The sequence below is a fragment of the Laspinema palackyanum D2c genome (assembly GCF_025370875.1).
Lineage (GTDB): Bacteria > Cyanobacteriota > Cyanobacteriia > Cyanobacteriales > Laspinemataceae > Laspinema > Laspinema palackyanum.
This window is the reverse complement of sequence record NZ_JAMXFD010000029.1, coordinates 34717-54684: the sequence shown is the minus strand read 5'-3', so window position 1 is coordinate 54684 and position 19968 is coordinate 34717. Positions and strand designations below refer to the sequence as shown.

17 protein-coding genes and 3 pseudogenes are annotated in these 19968 nt (G+C 45.1%); 13 read left to right on the top strand and 7 right to left on the bottom strand.

Going from position 1 to position 19968, the window contains the following annotated elements; genetic code table 11:
- Positions 1-204 precede the first annotated feature (204 nt).
- The 6 genes from NG795_RS23920 to cysW all read left to right on the top strand — a co-directional run bounded on the left by NG795_RS23920 (position 205) and on the right by cysW (position 5939).
- On the top strand, positions 205-1365 hold the full coding sequence (locus tag NG795_RS23920; protein ID WP_367291129.1) for a sulfate ABC transporter substrate-binding protein: 1161 nt from the start codon (positions 205-207) through the stop codon (positions 1363-1365).
- Between the two features lie 81 nt (positions 1366-1446).
- Complete coding sequence (locus NG795_RS23915; protein WP_367291128.1) at positions 1447-1797, top strand: NIL domain-containing protein; 351 nt, start codon at positions 1447-1449, stop codon at positions 1795-1797.
- 125 nt (positions 1798-1922) lie between these two features.
- Positions 1923-2969, top strand: a complete 1047-nt coding sequence (locus tag NG795_RS23910) for a sulfate ABC transporter substrate-binding protein (RefSeq protein ID WP_367291127.1) — start codon at positions 1923-1925, stop codon at positions 2967-2969.
- A gap of 87 nt (positions 2970-3056) precedes the next feature.
- Positions 3057-4067 carry a sulfate/molybdate ABC transporter ATP-binding protein gene (locus NG795_RS23905; RefSeq protein WP_367291126.1) on the top strand — a complete coding sequence of 337 codons (1011 nt, stop codon included), beginning with the start codon at positions 3057-3059 and terminating at the stop codon, positions 4065-4067.
- A 149-nt stretch (positions 4068-4216) separates the two neighbouring features.
- Positions 4217-5068, top strand: a complete 852-nt coding sequence (cysT, locus tag NG795_RS23900) for a sulfate ABC transporter permease subunit CysT (RefSeq protein ID WP_367291125.1) — start codon at positions 4217-4219, stop codon at positions 5066-5068.
- Entirely contained in the window at positions 5061-5939 is an 879-nt protein-coding gene (cysW, locus tag NG795_RS23895; RefSeq protein ID WP_367291124.1) for a sulfate ABC transporter permease subunit CysW, read from the top strand. Before cysT ends, cysW begins: the two co-directional genes overlap by 8 nt.
- 329 nt (positions 5940-6268) lie before the next feature.
- Here the strand turns inward: cysW and hetR are convergent, their stop codons facing one another.
- Together hetR and NG795_RS23885 are read right to left on the bottom strand one after the other, a co-directional pair.
- Entirely contained in the window at positions 6269-7171 is a 903-nt protein-coding gene (gene hetR / locus NG795_RS23890; RefSeq protein WP_367291123.1) for a heterocyst differentiation master regulator HetR, read from the bottom strand.
- 598 nt (positions 7172-7769) lie between these two features.
- A complete protein-coding gene (locus NG795_RS23885) occupies positions 7770-9698 on the bottom strand; it encodes an FAD-dependent oxidoreductase (RefSeq protein WP_367291122.1) in 1929 nt (642 codons plus the stop codon).
- Positions 9699-9838: 140 nt separating this feature from the next.
- Between NG795_RS23885 and NG795_RS23880 the strand changes: the two genes are divergently transcribed.
- Together NG795_RS23880 and NG795_RS23875 are read left to right on the top strand one after the other, a co-directional pair.
- Positions 9839-11067, top strand: a protein-coding gene (locus NG795_RS23880; protein WP_367291154.1) for an ISAzo13 family transposase whose coding sequence is annotated in 2 segments (ribosomal slippage) — positions 9839-10418 and positions 10418-11067 — 1230 coding nt in all. Because the reading frame shifts where the segments join, the coding sequence is not laid out codon by codon here.
- A 181-nt stretch (positions 11068-11248) separates the two neighbouring features.
- Positions 11249-11488: a DUF2281 domain-containing protein gene (locus tag NG795_RS23875; protein WP_367291121.1), complete on the top strand. Its 240-nt coding sequence runs from the start codon at positions 11249-11251 to the stop codon at positions 11486-11488.
- 121 nt (positions 11489-11609) lie between these two features.
- Here the strand turns inward: NG795_RS23875 and NG795_RS23870 are convergent, their stop codons facing one another.
- Complete coding sequence (locus tag NG795_RS23870) at positions 11610-13283, bottom strand: IS1182 family transposase (protein WP_367291120.1); 1674 nt, start codon at positions 13281-13283, stop codon at positions 11610-11612.
- A gap of 308 nt (positions 13284-13591) precedes the next feature.
- On the opposite strand from NG795_RS23870, the gene NG795_RS23865 reads away from it, so the two are divergent.
- A complete protein-coding gene (locus NG795_RS23865) occupies positions 13592-14158 on the top strand; it encodes an alcohol dehydrogenase catalytic domain-containing protein (RefSeq protein WP_367291119.1) in 567 nt (188 codons plus the stop codon).
- 153 nt (positions 14159-14311) lie between these two features.
- On the opposite strand, the pseudogene NG795_RS23860 reads toward NG795_RS23865, so the two are convergent.
- Together NG795_RS23860 and NG795_RS23855 are read right to left on the bottom strand one after the other, a co-directional pair.
- Positions 14312-15028 (bottom strand): annotated as a pseudogene (locus NG795_RS23860) (ISAzo13 family transposase); the annotation flags it as partial.
- Positions 15029-15040: 12 nt separating this feature from the next.
- Positions 15041-15379 carry a hypothetical protein gene (locus NG795_RS23855; protein WP_367291118.1) on the bottom strand — a complete coding sequence of 113 codons (339 nt, stop codon included), beginning with the start codon at positions 15377-15379 and terminating at the stop codon, positions 15041-15043.
- A gap of 143 nt (positions 15380-15522) precedes the next feature.
- On the opposite strand from NG795_RS23855, the gene NG795_RS23850 reads away from it, so the two are divergent.
- Together NG795_RS23850 and NG795_RS23845 are read left to right on the top strand one after the other, a co-directional pair.
- A complete protein-coding gene (locus NG795_RS23850) occupies positions 15523-15960 on the top strand; it encodes a zinc-binding dehydrogenase (protein ID WP_367291117.1) in 438 nt (145 codons plus the stop codon).
- Between the two features lie 169 nt (positions 15961-16129).
- Positions 16130-16891 (top strand): Uma2 family endonuclease, encoded by a 762-nt coding sequence (locus tag NG795_RS23845; RefSeq protein ID WP_367291116.1) that lies wholly within the window; start codon positions 16130-16132, stop codon positions 16889-16891.
- 256 nt (positions 16892-17147) lie between these two features.
- On the opposite strand, the pseudogene NG795_RS23840 reads toward NG795_RS23845, so the two are convergent.
- Positions 17148-17636: pseudogene (locus NG795_RS23840) on the bottom strand (IS4 family transposase); the annotation flags it as partial.
- 269 nt (positions 17637-17905) lie between these two features.
- On the opposite strand from NG795_RS23840, the gene NG795_RS23835 reads away from it, so the two are divergent.
- Positions 17906-18253, top strand: a complete 348-nt coding sequence (locus NG795_RS23835) for an ISAs1 family transposase (protein WP_367291153.1) — start codon at positions 17906-17908, stop codon at positions 18251-18253.
- A 68-nt stretch (positions 18254-18321) separates the two neighbouring features.
- Here the strand turns inward: NG795_RS23835 and NG795_RS23830 are convergent.
- Positions 18322-19212: pseudogene (locus NG795_RS23830) on the bottom strand (transposase); the annotation flags it as partial.
- A gap of 471 nt (positions 19213-19683) precedes the next feature.
- Between NG795_RS23830 and NG795_RS23825 the strand changes: the two are divergent.
- Positions 19684-19920, top strand: coding sequence for a hypothetical protein (locus NG795_RS23825; RefSeq protein ID WP_367291114.1), 237 nt, complete (start codon positions 19684-19686; stop codon positions 19918-19920).
- Positions 19921-19968 lie beyond the last annotated feature (48 nt).

The window sequence follows — 19968 nt, the reverse complement described above, 5'->3', positions numbered from 1 at the left end:
CGTAAATTACAAGTTACCAACTGATTTTAGGGCGACCAAGCCCCAGGTAGGGTGAAAATTCCGGCCCTGTTAGGGGCCTATTTCTGGCGCTGTAGGAATTTAAAAAAACACTTGCTTTTTTTGAAATTTTCCGATAGTGTTTATTTTCAACATTAAATATCGGTATCTCGACCAAGTTACCGTAGATTAAACCGAGGTGGGTATATGGGTCAATGGCAACGCATCGCAGAGGGAACAAACTTCGCGGATCAAAACCGTAGATTAGGGAGTGGGGGGTTTAGGCTAGGGACCCTCGTTCGTTGGTGGGAAGAATGGTTCCCGGGTCGAGGGAAGTATCGACAAATTCAAAAATCCGTTTCATTGTTTCTGGTGGGACTGAGCTTGAGTGCGGCGATCGCAGCTTGTGGAAGTCCCACAGGAACAGCAGGCGGAGATAACGTCCAACTCACCCTGGTGTCTTATGCCGTCACTCGTGCCGCGTATGAGCAAATCATTCCGCAATTTGCACAGCAGTGGAAAGAAGAACATAACCAAGAAGTCACCTTTACCCAAAGTTATGGGGGTTCCGGTTCCCAAACCCGAGCCGTCATTGATGGATTAGAAGCCGATATCGTTGCCTTAGCGCTGGCATTAGATACCCAACAAATTGAAAAAGCCGGACTGATTCAACCGGGGTGGGAAGAAGAAGCGCCTAACAATGCGATCGTCCATAAATCCGTCGCTGCTTTAGTTACCCGACCCGGTAACCCCAAAGGTATCAACAGATGGCAAGACTTAGCCAAAGATGATGTCAGCGTGATTACTGCTAACCCCAAAACCTCTGGCGGTGCGCGATGGAATTTCTTAGGTCTTTGGGGTGCCATCACCCAAACCGGAGGGAATGATACCACTGCCAACGAATTTACTCGCCAAGTCTTCCAAAATGTCCCCGTCCTTCCCCGAGATGCTCGGGAATCCAGTGACGTCTTTTTCAAGCAGGGTCAAGGGGATGTCTTAATCAACTATGAAAACGAAGTGATATTGGCGAAACAAAACGGCCAAGAACTTCCATATCTGATTCCCGAGGTGAATATTTCTATCGATAATCCCATTGCCGTGGTTGATGCCAATGTGGATCAACATGGCACCAGGGAAGTTGCGGAAGCCTTCGTCCAATATTTATTTACCCCAAGCGCTCAACGGGAATTTGCAAAAGTTGGATTCCGGCCTGTAGATCCGAATGTTGCTGCTGAATTTAGCAATCAATTTCCGCCGATCCAAACCTTGTTCACCGTTGCTGATTTGGGGGGGTGGGATACAGTGCAAACTAAATTCTTTGACGATGGCGCTATCTTTGACACAATTTTGAGCCAAGTCAGACGATAAGAGAGCATCACAAGTCCCCTACAACATTTGATTCCCAACCTTATTGACGAATAGATAAAATTAGCTCAAGCGGAGAAATATATGGCAACTCACTCTAATTATCACGCTCAATTAAACGGGAGTTATCTAGGTTCCCAACCTCAGTCTTTAAACCTCGCAAATGATGACTCCCGACCCACACACCTACGAATTCGGATTCGGATTCCGAAAGAGTATCAAGAGGAACCGATTATTTCTCGCCTGATTTCTGATTATGGATTGACTGTTAACCTGAATGCAGCCTTGTTGTCAGCTAATATCAAAAATGATGGGTGGTTTGACCTCGATCTGCGAGGAAAACAAGGCCAGATTGATAGTGCAATGATTTATCTGAACGACCTAGATGTAGAAATTTGGAGTAAATCGACGGACCCTGATGAAGAAAACTGGTAATTGCCAGGAGATCAATTCACGGAAGATGATTTTGAGCAGGGGATAAGGTGGACTTGCTCCACCTGCCCTCGGCTCTATTAAACTTCTTCATTATTCTTGCTAAACTACCTAGGCTTTTGGTGAAAATGAGTCGCTTTTTGTCCCCAAATTTCTTAATCCGGTGGATCGTTGTTTTCCTATCGGGAGTTAGTTTAAGTCTGGCGATCGCTGCCTGCACAGGTAATCTGGGCAATGGTAATCCCCTGGAACTGACCCTGGTTTCCTATATGGTGACCCCTTCCGCCTATCAAGAAATCATTCCCCAATTCCTAGAAACTTGGAATCAGCAACACGATCGCAAGGCGGTGATTCGCCAAAGCTACGGCCCTTCCGGGACCCAAACCCGCACGGTCCTCCACGGACTCGATGCTGATGTCGTCGCCCTAGCGTTAGCCTTGGATATCCAACAACTGGAAAAAGACGGACTGATTGAACCCGGTTGGGAACAAGAAGCACCCAATAATTCCATCGTTACTCGTTCTGTGGCAACAATTGCCACTAGACCCAATAATCCCAAAGGCATTCAAACCTGGGCGGATTTAGCCAAAGATGATGTCCAGATTGTTCTGGCTAACCCGAAAACCTCTGGGGGTGCGCGGTGGAGTTTTCTAGCGCTTTGGGGCTCCGTCACCCAAGCCGGAGGAACGCCAGAGGAAGCGCGAGCATTTACCCAGAAAGTGTATGAGAATGCAGTGGTTTTATCTAAAGACTCTCGGGAAGCAACCGATGCTTTTGTGGAGCAACGCCAGGGAGATGTGTTGGTCAACTATGAAAATGAAATGATTTTAGCGGGACTGAACGATCGCCCCCGGTCTTACTTTGTCCCTCCGGTTAATATTGCGATCGAAAATGCTGTCGCGGTAATTGATGAAAATGTCGAGAAACATGGGAATCGGGAACTGGCTGAAGCATTTGTTCAATATTTATTTACCCCAGAAGCCCAAACCGTTTTTGCGCGCTACGGGTTTCGCCCGGTAGAACCCACAGTGGAGAGCAATCAAGGCGATCGCTTTCCCCAGATTAACAGCCCTTTTACCATTGAAAATTTGGGCGGATGGGATGCCGTACAACAACAGTTTTTTGACGAAGGGGCAGTTTTTGATGAGATTCAAGCGAGTCTCTACCGTCCCTAACATCGCATCAGTTTGAAGGTCATCCGTTGAATCCGATGATGCTCTCTAATCCAGCCTTTTATTGACTTCACCCCGCAAGTTGTAATCATGGGAATCTTAATTCAGGACGTTTGTAAAAATTTTGGTTCATTTTTGGCCCTTGATCAGGTCAACCTCGACATTAAGAGCGGCTCTCTGGTTGCCCTTTTAGGACCTTCTGGGTCCGGGAAATCGACCTTACTGCGATTGATTGCCGGACTAGAAGCACCGGATCAAGGTGAAATCTATTTAACCGGAGAAAATGCGACCCAAGTCCGGGTCCAGGAGCGAAATATTGGCTTTGTGTTTCAGCATTATGCCCTGTTTAAACACATGACCATTCGTAAAAATATTGCTTTTCCTTTAGAAATTCGGAAGGTTCCCAAGCCCCAAGTTCGTGAACGGGTGGAGCAGTTGTTGGAGTTGGTCCAACTGCAAGGATTAGGCGATCGCTATCCGGCGCAACTCTCCGGGGGTCAACGCCAACGGATTGCGTTAGCCAGAGCCTTAGCCGTACAACCCAAAGTTTTGTTACTAGATGAACCCTTTGGTGCCTTAGATGCCAAAGTTCGTAAAGAACTGCGAGCTTGGCTTCGACATTTACATGATGAAGTTCATGTCACCACGGTTTTTGTCACCCACGATCAAGAAGAAGCGATGGAAGTCGCCGATGAAATTGTGGTGATGAACAATGGTCGGGTGGAACAAGTAGGAAGCGCCAGCGAAATCTATGATCAACCCGCCAGTTCGTTTGTCATGAGTTTTATTGGTCCGGTGAATGTTCTTCCTATTAATTCAGGACTCTGTACAACTCAGTCTCAGATTTCACCCTCGGACAAAATATTTTTGCGTCCTCATGATTTATTAATTAGAACCAATCCGGAACCTGACTTTGTTTTTGCAAAAGTAACCCGATTGGTTCATTTGGGATGGGAGATTCAATTAGAATTGGTGTTGAAATCTGGGGCAATTCTGACTGCACAATTAAGTCGAGAGCGGTATGATGAACTACAAATTGAAGCCAATCAGGAGGTTTACGTCAAACCAAAAGAAACCAGAATATTTTCTGCTGTTTATTAACTAAATTAAAAATAAAAACAATGTCCTACCTAAATGGTTACTATTCACCCCCCATTAAAACAGATAAAAATATTGGCCATCCAAAATATCTGAGGTTTTAGGGATGTTTGATTTCACTAATAAAGAGCAACAATAATATCAAGCTTATTATGGCAATTTCCTTCAATAATCCTCGTAAGAAATTACTAACCTCCCTCGGTGGCCTCCTCCATCTGTCTTGGCCTTGGCGGATCACGATTGGCTATCTTAGCATCATGCTGTTACTGCCGATGGCTGCCTTGTTGTGGATGTCTGCGACAAAAGACCCCAGTGAATTTTGGCGAATTGCGACCAGTCCCGTGGCGCTGTCTGCTTATGATGTCACCTTTGTTACCGCTTTTGTTACTGCGCTGATTAATGGCGTATTTGGGACTTTAATTGCCTGGGTTTTAGTGCGCTATGATTTTCCTTTTAAGCGGATTATTGATGCAACGATTGACTTGCCTTTTGCCTTGCCCACAGCAGTAGCAGGTTTGACGATCGCCACGGTTTATAGTCCAGCGGGTTGGATCGGTTCCCTGGTTGCACCGTTTGGGATTCAAATTGCCTTTACCCGGTTCGGAGTAGGCATTGCCATGTTATTTATCTCCCTTCCCTTTGTCGTGCGAACGGTGCAACCTGTTTTAAGAGAACTAGAGTCAGAAGTGGAAGAAGCCGCTTGGAGTTTGGGCGCTTCTAATTCTCAAACCTTTTGGCGGATTATTATTCCGCAGTTGATTTCACCGATTTTAATTGGTGTGGCTTTGGGATTTTCCCGGGCGGTGGGAGAGTATGGGTCAATTGTGATTGTGGCGTCCAATATTCCGTTTAAGGATTTAATCGCCCCGGTCTTAATTTTTCAACGACTGGAACAATATGACTACTATGGAGCAACAGTGATAGGCGTTGTGCTGTTAGCAGTTTCTTTGGCCATTTTATTCGCAATTAATCTCGTGCAAGCTTGGGGAAGACGGTATGCTTAAACCAATCAGTAATCAGCCCGTAGAGAAGAGTGGCCATTCAAAAAAGCAAGAACAATGGGTGCGGAGAATTGCCATTGGGGTAGCGATCGCCTACTTAGCACTGGTTCTCTTCATTCCTGCACTGAATGTCTTTTATCAAGCATTTAGAAGCGGGTTTGGCCCCTTCTTTACCAACTTTAGGGATCCTCACTTTTTAGCCGCGATTCAGCTCACCGTCATCGTTGCTGCGATTGTCCTCCCGATTAATACCCTATTTGGATTATGCGCGGCATGGGCGATCGCCCGCCATAAAATTCCCGGTCGAGCGTTTATTGTGAGCATCATTGACTTGCCCTTTTCCATTTCACCCGTTGTCGCTGGGTTGATGATTGTTCTACTTTATGGACGCAATGGCTGGTTTGGTCCCCTAATTCAATCGGCCAATCTTCAGATTATTTTTGCCTTACCGGGAATCATCATTGCCAGTTTATTTGTAACTCTCCCCTTTGTCGCTCGTTCCGTGATTCCCGTCTTAGAGGAAACCGGACCCGAACAGGAAGAAGCAGCAAAAACCCTAGGAGCAAATGATTGGCAAATTTTCTGGCGCATTACTTTACCGAATATCCGCTGGGGACTGCTGTATGGAGTCATTTTAACCAATGCCCGAGCGATGGGCGAGTTTGGTGCGGTTGCCGTCGTCTCTGGCAACTTAATTGGAAAAACCCAAACGTTACCGTTATTTGTAGAAGAAGCTTATAAACAGTATCAAACCCAGTCGGCATTTTCCGCAGCGGCACTATTAGCCTGTCTAGGATTGATTAGTTTAGTTGCGAAAGAAATTTTAGAGCGTCAACAGGGGAGTTCTAGGCCAATCGGTATTCGCAAAGCTTGAGTTTTTCCCGGCGATCGCCCGGTCACTCCCAACGCTCAATTCTTCACCTTAGAAACTAGCTTTAGGAGGTTTAATTGGGCTTTTTCTCCCTTCTAAACTCTCAAATAAACCCACTTTCTGGAATCTTTGTAACTTCGGTTCAATGCCGAAGTTTTTTCTGTAAATCCCCAATATTTCGCCCCTATAAAGGGGCGTTAAAGGAGATTTATAGACTTTAAACTAGATTGATCCGAAACACATTGATCCGAAACACACTGATTGACGCTTGAAGTAGAGGGCATTCCTTCCCCATTCAGCAAGGATTGAACGAGGGGAAGCCCGATGCTACTCTAGGACTCTTCTTGAGGACCGAATACCATTTGGAGCAACATGGGTTCACCCCCTTCCTCGTGATAGCGATCGGCCCATTGGCGGATGACTTCATCCAACTCTTCCATCGCTTGGTCCATGCGATGAGAGGGGATATCCAATTCCTCCAACAACCGCATCGTTTTCGGCTGCCGTTCTGCCCAATCCTTCATCAGGCGGAAGTATCGTGCGGTATCCTCCACCATAACGTAGGTGCGTTCTTGGTCATCTACTGGAGAATAAGAAGCCCGAGTCAGGGCGTAAAAGGGCATTCCCCAAGGGGAATTAATCCGCGTCACCGTTCCCGAGTAAACCAACCGCCGCTTGATATGTTCTGCTAAGGCTTCAGAAAGAGGCATCCGTCTGTCTGGCGAAAAATCCTCCTGCGATCGCGCGTGCAGAAACTCAATCAATTCCATAAACTGGAAGGAGTTGATCAGTTGAGCATCGGGAATATTGTTGGGAAGCTGGCGTTCAATTTGACGTTTTTCTTCACTCGTCAGATTGTTGCCCGGAATGCGGGGCCGTCCCGGTCTCCACGGATACTGTTCCAGCCACACATAAGGAAACTGGATCAGATAGCGAGGCTCCTGGGAACCCAGCATTTTTAAGAGCTTGCCTTTTGTTAAGGCTTCTTTAACTTCCTCAACAATGGCTTTAACCCGCTTCGGCTCAATATGGTGCAGATGACCTGTCATTCGCAGGTTCTCATCCTGCTCCAAATAGGTCATGTAAATGGCACATTTGGCTGCTGTTGCCGCTGCATCCAGAAATGCTCCGTGCCGGTGCCCACTGGTTCTCATGGCACTGAAGGCCAGATATATCATGATCTGATCCATTGCGCTGGGGCTAAGGCTTTTGATCAGATCTAAGTCGTTGCTCATCACATTCCTCAATTACGGATAGGTCAAGGTAGTTGCACCCTTCTCCGTTTATTGTTGTCCATGATGGTTGCAACTCACCGGACAATTGTTTTTGCCGGTTAGGGCTGACTGGACGGCAGCCAGACTCGCAACCTCCGACTCCTTCTGTTGAAGGATTAGGCTGTCGATGAATAACAGTAGCTTACCCTATTCCCAGGGGTAAAAGCATCACCGGACTGTTAACTCGCGATCGCCCCTAGCACTTAGCTCTCGGACAGGATGGAGTTACGGATCACTCCAATGGCTGATAAAGGGTGCGACAGAAACCGCGATAATCTCCCACACTCAGGGGATTGTTGTCAAGACCACTTGATCTTTCCACTCCTGCTGCTTCTGCTCTTTAGGAAAAAACCTCTTTTCTAGCCATAAAATGCCCCTGCCTAGATGGGCCACTGATCGCTTCTTGAGTGGTTAACTGCTTAAAATTATATCTTGACCGGAATAAGCATGGCAAGAGAGACTTTTGTCAATCAATCTCTTGCGCCAAGGAGTGAGCGAGCGTATCAAAGCCATTGAAATTCTATTCTTTTCCCTCATCCTTGACCAAGCCAATCAAAATTTAAGCCGTTAATTCTTCCACAATGATCCAATTTCCAGCGGAATTGTGGCGGCCCAAAATCTTTAGCGGTTGCTCATCTTGGCACTTTTCTAATTGACAGTCTACTTCGGCAAGCAAGGTCACCAGATTCCAAGTTTGACCTGCCATTTCTACCGGATGCGTTAAGACGATCGCATAGTCCTGCAATCCTTTTCGTTGAAATATCCCCATGAAGGATTGGCAATTCTTAATTAAGCGAGCTGCAACAGAGGATTTGAGATGAGTTGAAAGCGTTTTGTGAGTTTCGGGAATTTCCGAGTTGAGGGGGGAGGGACGACTAAAGTCGTCACTACGAACTGAGGGATGAATTTTATTCTGGAGGGGGCGATCGCCACTGAGGGGATATTGGTCTGGATTTTCTAAATAAAATTTCTGGCAATCCAACCAATCATCATGGTCAGGAGTGAGATTAAACAGAGGGACCAGGGCTGCTGGGGCGATCTCATCCTCTAATAATGCAACTTGCAACATCCGAACAGGCAAATCCCTCGGTTGACAATTTTTTTCCACACAAAGCGCTGCTGCCATTCCTGCTGCTTGTCCAATTCCCATCACCACAGGTTGCAGACGAGTGGCCCCATTGGCAATATGAGACACAGAAATATTTTTTTCACAAACTAACAGTCCATCTGTTGCCAACGGCACCAACGCACCATAAGGAATCGTAAAAGGCGTCCCAGTCCAGCGACCACCCCAGCGAATTGATTTGGGGGCCAGAGTGAAAGAGGGATCCAAACTTTCTAAATGGGGATAATGATGATCATTGGCATAATTCCCCAAGGCGATCGCATCGCAGACTCCTGACTCATCCACTGATAATTTAGCGACTCGACCCCCAAGCGCAGGCAAAATATCCTGTTCTGTAATCCTTTTTACCCCCACCAGACGCCTACTTTCTCGATAATAAGGATGCAAAGCGTAGGCCCCGCCTCCAAAACTAGGGGTTTTAAAACAATTGCAGTTGCCTTCAACTCCTTTTATAAAGAACGGAAAAATATCCTCAGCCAACCCATAACGAGGCCCCAAATGCCTTTGGATAAAACCTGCAAAACTTTGGGAATGCGATCGGGCCTCTTGGAGAAACTCTAAACGTGATGCGTCCCTTTCCACCAGTCGCCCCACCCCTTCGCCATAATCATTGCCCTGAATTGGCCAATTAATCATGAAGCGATTTCCAGGCAATCTGCCGTAATTGAGAAAAGAGTGAGGGCCATAGTTGTCCCACGCGCCCAAAAAGCGACTGCAATCCTCAATGGCAGGCGCAGGAATTTCTGGGGCACTCGCCCCTTCCCCATAATCCTGCATCACCACCACCCAGGTAGGCGCTTGTACTGGATATCGTTCTGTTAAAAGATTGGAGGCAACAGGGGCGCTGGGTTCATGCCACTCCCCTTGAAATTCCCAACCCCAACGATAAGGAATTTCTGCTAACGCCAGTAAATCACCCAGTTCCGTGCCATCCAAAGTAATTTTCGCTTTAACAATCACATCAGTAAAACGAACCCCTGCGATCGCATTTCCGTCGCGCAACACTTCCACAGGAACTTGTCCAGAAATCCAGTGCAGATTCGGCAGTTCTTTCACCCAGTCCGCAAAAATTTGGGCCGCAGTGCGTGGGTCAAAGGTAAAAAAACTCACCCATCCGTGGTCTAATCCGCCCCCTTGCTGACATTGCAGAGATTGCAGGAGAGCACCCCATAGACCTGTTTGAAACGCGGCTAACTCATTTCCATCGGGGGCCGAAACCCCTGCGGTTGAAAGCATTCCTCCCACCCAAGGAAATTCGCTAACTAAAACCGTTTGAGCACCCCGACGCGCCGCTTGAATTGCTGCAGCGGTTCCTCCCGTACTGCCACCCACCACTAAAACATCAGATTGGAGTTCATTCATATAGATATAGATAGAAATCAAAAGTAAAGACAGAGAGTCCGAGGGGCGATCGCTTGTCAGTTAGGAGTCGTGTAAAAATAACTTGACCAATTAGACCCCCCGTGGGATACTTAAGAAGTAGCGCTACGGCGAGCTATAGGATTGTGGATAATGAAACCCTCAAAAGTATTCGAGATAAATATCAGTCATTATTACCTTATTTGAATGAAAAAACACGACGGATTTGGGCCGCCTGTGAAGCCATGTCTTTGGGATGGGGAGGGGTAACGCTCTTATCTGAGGCAACTGGACTATCGCGGACCACAATAAATTCAGGGATCCGTGAACTGTCTGAATCCTCAGATACGCGCTCAGAACAAGACCTAACTCGCATCCGTCGTGAAGGTGGTGGACGGCGATTACTAGAAGAAAAAGATGGAATGCTGCTATCAGATTTGGAATCCTTGATAGAACCCATGACATTGGGAGACCCGGAGTCCCCACTAAAATGGACTTCTAAAAGTGTAGCCAAACTGGCAGAAGAGCTAAATCGTGGGGGACACCGAATCAGTCCGAAAAGCGTTTATAATTTACTGGACTATCTAGGCTATAGCTTACAATCAAATCGAAAAACTCGGGATGGCTCATCTTGTCAAGATAGAGATGAGCAATTTTTACATATTGCTGCCGAGGTAAAAAGTTTTCAAATGGCCAACGAACCCGTAATCTCTGTTGATACTAAAAAAAGGAATTAATTGGAGATTTTAAAAACGGAGGAACCGATTGGAGCCTTAAGGAGCAGCCTATTGAGGTCCGAATGCATGATTTTATAGACCCACAGTTGGGTAAAGCGATTCCTTATGGAATTTATGATTTAACCAAGAACAAAGGATGGATAAATGTGGGAATTGACCAGGACACGGCAGAATTTGCGGTGTCATCAATTCGTCATTGGTGGCAGTCAATGGGTCAAGATTGTTATCCTAATGGTCAAAAGATAATGATCATAGCAGATTGTGGAGGGAGTAATAGCTATCGGTCGAGACTCTGGAAGTTAAAACTCCAAGAGTTTGCCGATGAAATTCAGAAAACGATTCAAGTCTGTCATTTTCCTCCCGGAACCAGTAAATGGAATAAAATTGAGCATCGCTTATTCTGTCATTTGACTCAAAATTGGCGGGGTAGACCTTTAACTAGCTTGCAAGTCCTAATTAATTTAATTAAAAACACGACGACCCAACAAGGATTAGAAGTGCAAACCAACTTAGATGAAAGTCGCTATGAAATAGGAATCAAAGTGACCAACCAAGACTTTAATTCTATTTCTATTGAGCGCCACTCTTGGAGGGGTGAATGGAACTATATCATTAAGCCCCGAAACTCGGCGTAATTGACCAACTTATTTTTACACGACTCCTATTAGAGCATTCGGGTAGGGATGCGATCGCCCAGAGAAGATCCAACCTTGCTGTAGGGGACCGTCAAGGCGATCGCACCTGCGGGAGTCTCAACCCTCGTGTTAGGCTAAATTCATTCAAACCGCCCACCCCATAACCTTTCCGGAGGTCAAAATGTCCACTTCAACCACCCAAAATTTAATTGAATCTGTGATCGGGCAACTGCAACAACTACCCCCTCAACAGCAGCAACAAGTCTTAGACTACATTGAATTTTTGGTTCAAAAATACATCGAACCTGAACCCCATCAACCTCGCATCCCTGGGTTACATCGAGGGATGGGGTGGATTAGCGATGATTTCAACGACCCCATTTCCCCTGAATATTGGAGTGATACCAAATCCAGTTGGTAAAAGTCCATTTCCTGGATGACGCTGCGTAGACAGGCTTCGTCCGCAAACGCCCCACCCGTTCCGGACTCTGTTGGCTAATCAGATGGGGGGTGTTACCCCCCCAACCAAGATGCGACTAGAATCAGAAAAAGTGGAGCGGCGGATATTGAGCTTTAAGAGCAGCAAAAGCGCTCGGACGACGCAAGGGCCTATTGGGCTTTGTCCACCACTCAAACAAACGACTTACATTCATAGCTGTAGCTATTGCTATATGCTGTAAATGGGTTTTGGCTAGACCCGCATAACGAGAGCGACGTAAATCAAATGCCCTCACCCCTTGGCTGATTGTGGCTTCACAACCGGCACGAAGGGCGTAATCTTCTTTAAACGCTTCGGTGGTTTGACGATGCCTTGCTGCTTGCAAAGCCTCCTGTTGCTCACGGGGTCGCAACTTGAGTAATCGGGGGTTGGTTTTGGAATGAGTACATAGCTCTCGCTCTTGACAAGCGGCACAATCAGTTTTAGAGAAATGAACTTCAATCACGGGTTGATTGGATTTGTCCGTTCGGTTACGCCAAGTTTTACTGATGTTGCCAACGGGACAGCTAACTTGCTGGTGGTCCCAATCAATCTTAAAATAGGATAAATCAAATCCGGTTTGCTGGAGCGCTTGCCAAGAACTGTCGGTCCTGATTTTACCAACCAGGTCAACTTCATAATTTGAACGTAACGTGACTAAATGGTGAGAATCGACATAGGCACTATCAACTAAATGCTGGTGGGGGAGTAATTCTTGCTCCAATAACTTTTCATGAATAACTTGAGTCATATCCCCATCTACGGTGGTGGCGGGAGTCGTCTCTACATTCACGATTAAATGAGGATAATCGGGATCACAAGTTTCGGTCAAATGGACTTGATATCCGGTCCAATTTTTCTCCCCTTTGGTAGCATTACGAGCTTCAATATCGTAAGGGCTTTCAATTTGGATAGAATTTGGGGGGAGTTTCAGGTCTTTCGGGTCTCGCCACTTGAGTTCAGAATTAATAAAAGCATACTGCTGTATCCACACTTGTCGGAGAATTTCCACGCTGGGTAGTTCACATAAATCAAAGGCCGTACCCCCCTCGTAAATGGCGGCCAGTAAGTGATGTCCATCGGCTCCTATAGTCAAAGCTAAGCGTTCACGTTCGCTTTTATCTTTCGGTAATCGATAAGCATCTACCCTAGAGCCATAGCGGTCAAACCAATCTTCTTGGATAACAGAACACAGCCAGTTTGGAGCGTGAATAGACAGGTCATTTAAGGCGTAACGTAATGTTTCTCCAACTAACTCCAAGCGGTTGAGCATTCGGATAGCCCCTAAAACCTGGGTTGAATCGGTGCGCTGGATTCCTCGACCTTTTAATAATTTTTTTTCTTTAAATCGGGCTAACATTTTATCAAGGAGAATTGATTCGGACTCTTTTTTAACTAGGCGGTCCCTCCATTCTTTTAAGATGGTGTGGTCAAAACCCTCATCGGTTAATTCTAGCCCCAGGGCATATTTCCAATCAATCCTAGCCCGTACTGAGTCGGCTGCTTGTCTATCGGTTAGACCTTCGGAAAACTGCATTAAGGTAACCAACGCTAAACAAGCTGGAGACCAGGCTAATTTCCCACAGTTCGGGTAAAGTTCGATAAAGTCTTGATCGGTGTAGAGTCTTCCTAGTTCTTCATACATCAGCATATAAACGTTACCTTTGGGGAATGCGGCCCTTGCCACGGCAACGGTTTGTTCAGGAATAATCCATTGTTCTTGAGGATGAAGGGTCATGATTCACTCCATAAATTAGGGGAGAAACAGGGTAGTGTCCTTAAACCACCATAAGTTTTTCTCAGGTACTATTTTAACGGGCTTAACTCCTTGGGAGTAACTAGGGGGTCAGACCCCCTATGTGATTAGCCAACAGAGTCCTTTAGGGTGCGGGTTTTTATAAACTGTAATTAGGCGTGAATCGAGTCTGGTAGGGTAAGTTAGAGTTTTTTAACAATCACCAAATTATGAAAGCACAGGTTTTTAGAGGGGTCAATCAGCTCAGTTATGAAGACATCCCCATGCCAGAACTCTCTGCTGATTAGGTTTTGGTACAAGTACGGGTGCTGGGTCTATGTCAATCGGATATTAAAAAAATTCGGTATCCACTCTATGAACCCCCGCGAATTTTTGGACATGAAACGGCGGGGGTGATTTCTGCTGTGGGAGAGGAGGTAACAGGATGGCAAGTCGGACAGCGCGTAGTGGTGATGCACCATATCCCCTGTATGCACTGCACCTACTGCCTGAATGAAAACTTTTCCATGTGTGAGGTTTATAAAAATATCACCACCACTGCGGGATTTGCTCCTAGTGGCGGTGGATTTGCCGAATATGTGAAGGTCCCTGGACATATTGTCCGGAATGGGGGGCTGATTCTTATTCCTGATCAGGTCACTTTTGAGCAAGCCAGTTTTGTGGAACCCACAAACTGCTGCTTAAAAGCGGTGAAAAAGGCCCGAGTGGAGCCAGGACAGACCGTGTTAATTACGGGTGCGGGTCCCATCGGACTGATGTTTGTGATGCCGGTGAACTATTTTGGTGCAAGGGCGATCGCCACGGATTTGCTCCCCTCTCGCTTAGAGAAAGCCTTGGAATTAGGAATGAAAATTTAATAACTTCACTATCTAGTCAATTGTCGGAACAGCACGGTAATTCCATTTGGGCAAATATTCATCAAAAATAATTTTCATTGTCTCCTTAAATCCTTCAGCTACTTTTCGACCAGTTTTATAAACTTTATCGAGTACATTTAATACCACAGAAAGTCAAGATTTTGTGTGAGTTTTTCCTCTGAGTTCTTTGACTAACTTAATGCTGGTAAAAATCACTCCTTGACAAGCTCTCGTTACATGAAAAAATAAGCGATACTCAATTGGATTGTACTTGGATGTATAGGGAGGATAATGGGCTATTCTAATTTCTATATTTAGCTCATTGACTAATTTTTGCAAGTCTGATTTAAAAATATAATGATTGGAATTATTACTCCCACCTCCATCGCATTTAATCAAAATTGAATGGGCTTGAGGGTAGAGAGAGATTCCGTAATTTATCCACCATAATTTAATCGCTTCACAAGCAAATTCGCTCGTATCTTTACTAATACCTAGAGTTAGATATCCTCGGTTATTTTGCACATCATAAATTCCATGAGGCACTATTTTGCGATCAGCCAAACTGAAAAAGTCATGGTCAAATGTGGTAACGGTTTCGGTAGTATAAAGAGTTCCTGAGCGATATAAATTTCCAATAAATTCCTTTTTTTTTGTATCCATACTAATGATAGGATTTCCCTGTAACTCATACTCTTCAGTAATCCTGGCAAGATTTTTAAATTGTTCGTTACGATTCTTTGTTATTCCTGTTGTTTGTTTTTTTTGAGCTTTACGTTTTACATATCCGTGCTTTTTTAATAATTTTTTAACAACGGTTACACTGACTGTTATGCCATAAACTTTCAGCCCTTCAAATATTTCTTTTTGCGTGAGATTAGTCTATTTAATTTTTTCATCCATTGGGCTGCCTGCTGTATGAATTTTTAAAACCTCTAAAAAAGTTTCATTCAACCCAGGCAGGAGAGACTCGCTAGTTTTTCTTCCTCCTCCTTTTCGACGAATTCTGTGTTGATTAAAAGTATTGTCTGATTCACTTTTTAATTCCTTAATGCCTTTGGCTATTGTATTTCTGTCTGCTGCCAAAATTCGGGATATGTAACTAATTCCACCATTCCCAAGTTTTTGGGCTTCTATTGCTGCATATCTTCGCCGATCTTTTTCGGACAAAGATTGATAAAATTTCCGCATCTGACCAGTAATTTCAGAAGAGTAATACATAAATTTACCTGAAAAAATGATTGAAACCAATCCCAACAATTATCAGCAAAAGCAACAAACTTGACATCGAATAAGGATAAGTTTTTAACCTAAAAATGAAATGTCAAGTACATTGATATTCATTTGTTTATTATAGCTTGCTTGTGTTATTAAATTTTCATTCCTTAGGGGCAGAAGCTGCTTTTGATGCTCGTAACCCAGACTTAGCCGATCAGGTGAAAGAACGAACGGGGGGAATGGGAGTGGATACGAGTATCTTGGCAGTTCCCAACGATCGGGCCTTTTTCCAAGCCCTCGACTGTACCCGCAAAGGCGGGAAAATCCTATTTTTTGCCGAATTTCCTGATGAGGGAGAAATTCCAATTAATCCGAATATTTTATATGGCCGCGAAATTGACTTGATGGGAAGCTACAGTTCCAGCTATCGAGTTCAAGGGTTCGCAACAGATATTGTCTTTAATAAGAGGATTGATGTAGATAAATTGGTGAGTGATAAATATCCACTGGAGGAATTACCCGCAGCTGTACAAAAAGCAGTTCAGCCGACCCCCGAGACTTATAAGATTTTGCTGTATCCGTAAGGGCGGTCCCCGCAAATCACTTCCAAAAATAGGGTAAGAGCTACACATTATCTAAATGTAGGGGCGATTCGCGAATCGCCCCTACATTTCTATGGCGATATTTTCCTGGGGGTTTGAGTAGGCCAATTATCATAGAAATTAAAACTGTAGTCGCGATCGGTGAGGTATCATGTCTGCTTCTCAACTTGCATTGACAGAACCGACGGAGATTCCCCTTCCACCCACCCAAGATGAACTGCCCTGTGATGACGGTGTTCCTATGGAAACCCTGCGGCATAAACTGCAAATGGATTTATTGGTTGACCCCCTGTGGACTTGGCTGAAAGACCGTGATGCCTTTGTGGGGGGCAATATGTTTGTTTACTATAGTCTCGCCCAAGTGCGCGATCGCGATTTCAAAGGTCCCGATGTCTTCGCCGTCCTAGACGTACCTCGGGGCGAACGTAAAAGCTGGGTCCTTTGGGAAGAAGGAAAAGGGCCCGATGTCGTCATTGAGCTATTGTCCACCAGTACCGCCAAACAGGACAAAACTGAGAAAAAGCAGATTTACCAAAATCAGATGCGGGTCACTGAGTATTTTTGGTACGACCCCTACAATCCAGAAGATTGGGCGGGGTTTTTCTTGACAAAAGGAGTCTATGAACCTTTGGGAGAAGACGAACAAGGACGGTTACTCAGCCAAAAACTCGGATTGGCCCTCGTGCGGTGGTCCGGACAGTACCGGGATGTAGAAACCGTTTGGCTACGCTGGGCCACTTTAGAGGGAGAATTACTCCCCTCTAAAGATGAGTTGGCCGAAACTGAGCGCCAACGGGCTCAAACCGAGCGCCAACGGGCTCAAACCGAGCGCCAACGGGCTGAACGAGCCGAACAACGAGCGCAGGAGTTAGCAGAACAGTTACGGGCGATGGGGATAGAACCGAATCCATAACCCACTCATCCAAAAAAGCCCGCCTCGGCAGGGTTTGAACGCAAAAGCCCCATCCTGCTGATCTGCGGGCAATCATGCTCCAGATCAAACAACCATAAGTTTTATCCCTCTTCTGTCACACTGGGAAAACCTTTGTCTTGACTGAATTCTATAGCTCTTACAGGGAAACGCGATCACGACGGTTTTTCTTAATAGCAACTCAAAAATACAGTCAGATCCGCTTAAGTCTCTCCTTAATAGCAATACCTTGGCCAATTTAATGGTCACTGGCCTCATGGGAATGTTGATGGATACAGCCCAGGCTGGATAAGCGTTTCAAAATCTGACCCAATAAAACTGGGTCAGGTTTTTCCTTAAGCAGTTTGATGGTTTCTTCTGCATAACGGTACCCTCTAAATTGACTTTTGAGATCCCAAACACTGGACAGAGGCCCCTTCTGGGTAGCCTTTAAGAGATAACGGGATAAATTCACCATAAAAAAGGAAAGATTCGCGGAATTAGTCACACCGGTCTCCTTAATATTCATAAAGTCTTCTAGTCCCCAAAATTGTTTGGCATCTCTAAAGTTAAATTCTATTTGAAATCGCAGTCCATAATAATCAATTATTTTTTCATAACTTAAGTTCACATCGCTGGAGAATAAAATGACATGGCTTTGGCTTGAAGTCCGCTGGTTGGTTTTTACTATAATCACGACATTCAAATCTTGGGGAAATTCTTTGTGTAGAAGAGTCGCTGGATGCAATGGGAACTCAAACGGATATTGTTAAACAGATTGTTCATCAAAAAGCTAATTATGTAGTCTGCTTAAAAAGCAATCACCCAACTCTTTACAATTAAGTTAAATCTTGGTTTCAATTTCAAGTAAAGAGCCAATTTTCTGGGGTTAAAATGACCGAGTATCGTCAAATAGAAAAAGGGCATAACCGGGTTGAAAAAAGAAGAGTTTGGGCTATTCCCGTTTCCGAATTTGGAGGTCTTTATAATCAAGACAAATGGGCGGGACTCTAGACGATTGTTATAGTCGAGCGGTTTCGAGACGAGTGGAATGGAAGCTCTCATGAAGTCCAGTTTTATCTAAGTTCTTTAACCGTAGATGCCCAAAAACATGGTTCTATTATCCGGGAACATTGGAGCATTGAAAATAAAGAACATTGGGTTTTAGATGTAACTTTTGAAGAAGATAAATCTAGGGTCCGAGCGTTTAATAGTCCTCGAAATTTGGCTGTACTTAGACGGATGGCCCTTAATGCCCTCAATCAAGAAACCACCCTATCCCGTAGCTTGAGACAAAAAAGGAACCGGGCAGCCATGAGTGAGGAGTACATGATGCTTATTCTCAAATCCTTGTGTCAAGCCTGATTGAGATGCTCTTACCCTGCTTGATAAATCTCCGTGGTAATTTTATTTTTGTCCGTTGTCTTTTTTTTCAAATGCTTGGCGGGAATTTGACCAATATGAAGCCTGGGTCCATACTTGGCTTTAGGTTTTTCTTTTGGATTAGAGGGTTTGTAAGGAAAAAATAAAGCGGAGTCTTGGCGCAATTTAGAAATTAAATGAAGCTTTAATTGACGAGCAATTTGCAAAGCGTTATTATTTTCAAAATGCCCGTCCAGCAATAAATACGTCAAAGGGAACAATTGATTTGTACAGCCCAGCAATCGAGAAATTGCTGCCTTAATTCGCAATAATTCTGGAGTAAAAGTTACTTGTGTTTTGTCTTTATTTTTGCTTCTCGGGGGTCGGCCTCCTTTGTTTTTGACTAGAGATTTATCCCCCTTATTCTGAAGGCTCGTCTCATCTGGGGAGACTGATTTAGAATTTTTCGCTGATTTTTTCTCCTGGGATTTAGCTTGCTTTTTCTTTTGGGCTGCCGCCTTTTCTTCTGGAGTTTTTAGGGTTTGTTCGATGTGAATAGGAAAGGATTTTCTCTGTTGAACGCTAACTAAAGACAAAGCAAAAAAAGATAACCCCGGCACTGGCTTGCCGTATAATCTGGCAAAAAATCGGTCAAGACCGTGAGTTTCTTTTCCAGCTTTGGTGACAATCACTTCATCGACCGCGACCAAATAAATGTCATCTTTGTTGAACAAATGCTCCCGAAAAAATACCCACAACATTGTGGCCCAAGGTAAAACCGTGTAAAAGAATCGTTGTACCGTGCGATAACTGCCCCCCACTGGGGTCCAACGAGAAATCCCCAACATGGTCACTCGGCCTTCCATTGCCAGTATGGCTTTGGCAATCCGGCTTAATTGACGGACAGTTGTGGCCCCTACGACTGGCACGAGGCATTGTAAAAGTGGTAAGATGTCTTTCATGGGCTAATGTAGATGTCAGTTGTAGTTTTCGTCAACAACAATTGTACTACGTTAGCCCTCCCTTTTTTTGGCGAAGGTATTGTAATAGTGGAGACGGATCTCCCCATCTGCGACCATGACCGAAGAGGGCTAAGAGACCCCGCACCATCGCGGTAAATTCGGGTATAGATGCTCTGGTAATTGGCTTGCGGGCGATCGCCTGCAAGCAACTCAGGTGCAAGCAACTCAAGCAGACTGTTGTTGGGACCCGGATATTTCTCCGTGGGCCTGTAGATTCTTCTGACTCAGTTGTGATAGGCTTCTGGGAACTGATAGCCTCTGTCCAGCCCAGGCGATCGCCCCAGGGTCGAGACAATCTCAGAGAGATCGCCTGCTCCAGACACTGTAGAGGAACCTTTTCAGGCAAACTTTGTCTGGAACACCGCAACGTAAATTTACTAATTAAAGAAAATCATTATCACTGCAAACCCCATGAGTCACACGCCTCCAGCCTTACTGACCCTGCAAGAAAAAATTAAAGACTGCACTGCTATGGTGGGGGTGGTGGGTCTCGGATATCTTGGCTTGCCTTTTGCCGTAGAAAAAGCAAAGGTGGGTTTTCGATTGCTGGGCATTGAGCAGAACCCCAGGCGCGCCGAACAAGCAGCAATTCTCATTAGGGAAATTTTGCTGAAGCTTATTGAGAACAGTCTCAAGAGTCCTTCTTGAAAAGCCCCTTCCTTCGTTCAAGATTTGGCATCTTGAACAGGATGCTGG